Source organism: Candidatus Aegiribacteria sp., assembly GCA_021108005.1.
In the GTDB taxonomy this organism is placed as follows: Bacteria; Fermentibacterota; Fermentibacteria; order Fermentibacterales; family JCC-6; genus Aegiribacteria.
The window spans coordinates 1-5194 of the sequence record JAIORS010000041.1; the positions used below are offsets into that span (position 1 = coordinate 1).

Genomic DNA, 5194 nt, shown 5'->3' on the forward strand with positions numbered 1-5194 from the left:
TGTCTGCTATTGACAGGCTCGATAATCGTAAACATTGTACACCATACCTATGGTGGTATTAACTGATTCAGGAGTAAAATGCAAAACAACCACATTGATATTCTGATAAAAATGGGGCTTTCAATGAATGAAGCCAAAGTCTATCTGGCTCTGCTGAAAAAGAAGATATCGCCGGTTGGAGAGATTGCTACGCTGTCGGGTGTTCCGCAAAAGATGATTTACTATGTGCTGCAGAAACTGATGGGCAAGGGCATGTGCTCGCTTGTTCCCGGAAAAGTAAAAATGTACAAGCCGACCGAACCAGGTGTAGGAATTGGAAGTTTTATCAAAAGAACTCAAAAACAGATCAATTCATCGAAAAAAATGCTGAACGAACTGGAAACGCAATATGAGATCGGTCAGAACGAGACAAGCTCCGTGGAGTGCGTTGAGGTTATTCAGAGTGCGGCGAATGTAGCACAGAGAGTTCTTTCCCTGGAACGTATATCTAAAGATGAAGTGCTGTCATTCAACAAACCTCCTTATGCAATGTCAGAAAGAAACAGAGAAGAACTGCAGGGGTTGAAAAGGGGCACAAGGTACAGATCAATTTACCAGGTATCTGAGGCCAGAAGCTTGATTCCGAGGTCAGTAATGGAAATGTACCGTGAGGCTGGTGAAGAAGTCCGAATTACTGAATCACTGCCGACGAAAATGATGATTTTTGATAGCAGGATTCTGATGTTTGTTCTGGAGGAATGCTTAACATCACAGGAAAGCTTCACTGCCGTGATAATTCAGCGATCCAGCATAATAAACGCAATGAAAGAATTGTTCGAAATGTACTGGTTACAGTCAATGAGTGTTGAGGAATTCAGGGAAGCATACAAGGATTCAATTTCTCCGGAAAACACATGATACTGAAATTGAGTGAGAGAAATTTTGAATTGATCTGCGGATTAACTACCCATTACTTTTAATGGAGGAAGAAAATGAAAAATGCGAGAATGTTACACGGTGCGATGACAATAGCAGTATTGATGATTCTCTCAGGTATTGCCTGGAGTATCGATATTTCGGACGGTTATTATTATCCAACTGAATCCAGAGGACATAATCCACAGGCGATAACAGCCAGCAACTTCGGTCCTCAAATCTACTACTATTCCGGAACTTACAACAGAACATATTACCTGTGGATGCAGCGGGGGGGAACGGGATACTCCATCGAAAATATGGTTCTGTACTACGATCATGATACCGAAGACCTTTCCGAGTCGTACGGTGTGGGTCCCGGAACACCCGGAGCAACCGATTGTCATGCGCACGGGGCTCTTGTAGTTGCCGATGACGGCCACATAATTGTGGTTCATGAAAGGCTGCGGAACACCAGCGGCAGTGGTCATAATGGTAATTATCAGATAAAGCGTTCAGTAAACCCTGAGGATCCTTCAGACGGTTTCACACTGGTGCATGAAACTGCATCAGGTAACTGCTATCCAAAAATCTGGAAAACAGCAAATGGAGATCTTTTTGTGTCATCAAGGTATGGAAGCGATTATTACTACGATCATTACCGGATAATGTTCTACAAATCCACAGATAACGGCTTGACATGGAATGCCGGAAATATCGTTGTAAACTTCGGAACCGCACGGAATTACTGGGCATATCATGCAAGGATAACACAGAGCGACACTAATGGAATCCATCTTGCAGTAAATCGCTGCGATCGTGATCCCGGTTACGGTTACCCGGACTGCTATTACCTGAACAGTCTGGATGGCGAGAACTGGACAAACATAGACGGTTCCTTCACAAAGAATATCATCACAGATGGACCTCTCTCCTGTGATGAGATGGACAGCCATTGCCTTGTACAACACCTTCCTGGAAACAACGAAATAACCTCTCTCGGTTCGGGGTGTTTTTCACCATCAGGCAACCTGTACTTCATCAATGGTGAATCATGGCGTAACAACCCTGATCCAGCCGACTGGTATCTGCGCTACTGGGAAAATGATGAGTGGAAGAAAATAGTAATACCTAATAACGATAAGTCCATGAGTATATACGGAATACATTCTCTTTCGGATGAAGAATTCGATATATACATAGAGTACTGCGGAACACCCATGCATGAAATTCAGAGATGGAAAACAACGGACAGAGGTCTCACCTGGACTGTTGTTGAGGAAATAACCAGTGGAAGCGCTTACGATCACAGATATCCGGTACTTACATCAAATCTTGACGATTCACCGTATCTTTCGCTGACCTCAAGTTATCTTAATGCAAGCAGTTGTGCCGATATCTTCATAATGTCACGGGAGAAACCAACCACTTCCATAGAGGAACAGTCAACATCAGGAATGCATACAGACATGATACTCAATCAGAACAGCCCTAATCCTGTAAATCTTCATACAACTATTTCATATGCTTTACCGGAAACAGGTTCGGTTTCATTAGCTGTTTATGACATCAGCGGAAAACTTGTGGAAACCCTCGTTGACGGAGAAACACAGCAGGAAGGGACTCATTCTATTCTGTGGGATACAGATGAAATGCAATCGGGTATTTACTTCTATCGAATTACTGCTGGAAATACCACTGAAACAAGAATGTGTACCGTACTGAGATAACATAGATTGAAGTCCTGAAGGCCAGTCCGCAGATGCAGCAACTCTGATTGCAGTACCATCATACCGTTACAAATATCGAACAATATCTGACTCCTTGAGAACTCTAGTACACTGTCAGGCATTATCTGTCGTGCCCTGCTCGTTCTTTGATGCCCCTGCGACGTTACGGAATCAGTTACATAGCGTTGCTATGCGCCTTCTTCCGTGCCTTGCAGGAACACCAAATAACTTCGCAATCTCCCGACAACTAATACCTGACAGTGTACTAGTGATGTGAATCCGGAATGATATAATCAATAATCCGGTCGGGGAAAATAAGGCTTGACATCTGAATGAGAAATATTATTGTCCCCTAGGGGACAACTATATGAAGAATCAGGAGAATCAATGAATATCAATCAAGTGAATGAAATATTCAGCTTTATAGATTTAGTGCCCGGTGAGGTTAAGGTCTATCTGGCATTACTTAAAAAGAAGAATTGTACTCCAGCAGAAGTCGCAAAGATATCTGGTTTGAAAAGAACTAAAGTATATGACCTGCTGACATCACTTGAAAAAAAGGGCGCATGCACTTTACTGCAGTCCACTCAGAAGATATACGAACCTGTCGACCCGGATTTTTTAATGGAGAAATTGAATAAAAGGCTTTCTCTGATAACATCCGGCATCAGCGAAGTATTTGAAGAATTGAATAAGCTGTATGATAACCCGCATGACGCTAACGAAACGGTCGACTGCGTGAAGGTTATGAGTGATCCATTACTCGTCCTCAGGAAATTCAATAGTCTCGTTAAACAAGCAAAAGAAGAGATACTGATAAGTTCAGCCGGCGAAAGTATTGCGGTAAAACTGAGTAAGAAAGATAAAGACCTGGCGGAACATCTCAATACTGAATCCGATAGGCTAATGGAAAGTGCGCTTAATAGAAACGTACTTATTCAAGTAATCATCGGTTTAAACGATTTGAACACAGGCATGATTGACGAGCTGAACATGAAGCTATTTGAGTACGATAACTACGATATACGCGTTATCAAGAACATATCATGTAAACAGGCGCTTTTTGACGGTGAACACATAGCTATCGGTCTGCGAGGGATTAGAACAGGGAAATACATTTCCAGCACGATATATCTGCGAGATAAGGGGCTGGGCACTTATTACAGGAAAACATTTTATTCTTACTGGAAAGAAGGGATCTCGATCAAGGATGTTGATCTCGATGTTCTTGTAAACGAACGGAAGATAAAAGTGCTTTAAACCGATTCCGGAATGGTGAGGAAGTGTATGATGAATGCAATACAAAGTAATCGATTGAGGAGATAGAATGTATTCCACAAAAAGAGCTTATTACCTGCTAATACTGACATTTGTGTTAGCAGGGACATCCTCCGCTCAGTGGCAATCAACTGCTGATCTGCCTTATGCCAGGTGGTGTACAGCATGCTGTGCACACAATGGATATGTTTATACTATTGGTGGAGAGCAAACCAGTGTTGCTCACAACAATGTATGGTATTCTGAAATACTTGGCGATGGATCACTGGTAGAACCATGGCTGTCCACAACAAATCTGCCCGGCGCTCGAATGTATCATGGCTGCTTCATTTACAATAACTACCTTTTTGTTCTTGGCGGAGTGGAAAGCGGCAGCTACAGAAGCGACGTATGGTCTGCCGAAATACAGGCGGACGGATCGGTTGGTTCCTGGACTTCAACGACTGATCTGCCTTCACCCAGAAGCGGTTTCAATATGGCAGTCTGCAATGGATATATATATGTAATAGGTGGTTACAACGGGAGCGCTGATCTTACTGAAGTCGTGTATGCTCAGATAAATGACGATGGAACAATCGGAACCTGGGAATCGACCACGAGTATGCCGGCAGCGCGGAGATGCTGTCGCTGCTTCGCTCACAACGATTATCTGTATATAACAGGTGGGCACAGCAGCTCGCTTACATACTACGCCAATATATGGTTTGCGCAATCAAATCCTGATGGGACAATAAACTCCTGGACGTCTACAACACCGCTGCCTGCGGTATCCGGATTGCATGGCTGCTGTGTGGAGGATGGAAATGTTTACATCACCGGCGGACAATGTTTAACCTCTTACTACAGCACATCAAGCACTGCCGGCATACAAATATCCGGACCGCTTGATTCATGGGTTTCATTTCCCAACATACCGGAAACGCGTTCCGGGCATGGATATTGTTCTTATAATGGCTATCTGTACATAATCGGCGGTACGAACTGGAGCGGCAATTTAAAGTCGGTTCGCTACGCACATATTTCGTCGGTAGGAGTTGCATCCCCGGAATTCCAAACACTGCCGGGAACTCAAGTTCCTCGGATTTCGCCCAATCCGTTTCATGGCTCAACACAGATCAACTATTCCCTTTCAGAACCCGCGCATGTCAGTATCCGTATCTACGACTGCTCCGGGAGGCTGATAAGCAGTCTCGCTGATGGAGATCTGGATGACGGTGAACACAGTGTCTTCTGGCATTGCAGAGATGATAACGGAAATGTTGTTCCCCCGGGGGTTTACTACTACAGTCTGA

4 protein-coding genes are annotated in these 5194 nt (G+C 43.8%); all 4 read left to right on the forward strand.

Going from position 1 to position 5194, the window contains the following annotated elements; translation table 11 throughout:
• Positions 1 to 78: 78 nt before the first annotated feature.
• Positions 79 to 897: a hypothetical protein gene (locus K8S15_02760; protein MCD4774955.1), complete on the forward strand. Its 819-nt coding sequence runs from the start codon at positions 79 to 81 to the stop codon at positions 895 to 897.
• 74 nt (positions 898 to 971) lie between these two features.
• Positions 972 to 2624: a T9SS type A sorting domain-containing protein gene (locus tag K8S15_02765; protein ID MCD4774956.1), complete on the forward strand. Its 1653-nt coding sequence runs from the start codon at positions 972 to 974 to the stop codon at positions 2622 to 2624.
• 387 nt (positions 2625 to 3011) lie between these two features.
• Complete coding sequence (locus K8S15_02770; GenBank protein MCD4774957.1) at positions 3012 to 3884, forward strand: hypothetical protein; 873 nt, start codon at positions 3012 to 3014, stop codon at positions 3882 to 3884.
• A gap of 67 nt (positions 3885 to 3951) precedes the next feature.
• A partial coding sequence (locus tag K8S15_02775; protein MCD4774958.1) for a hypothetical protein occupies positions 3952 to 5194 on the forward strand: 1243 nt, incomplete at its 3' end.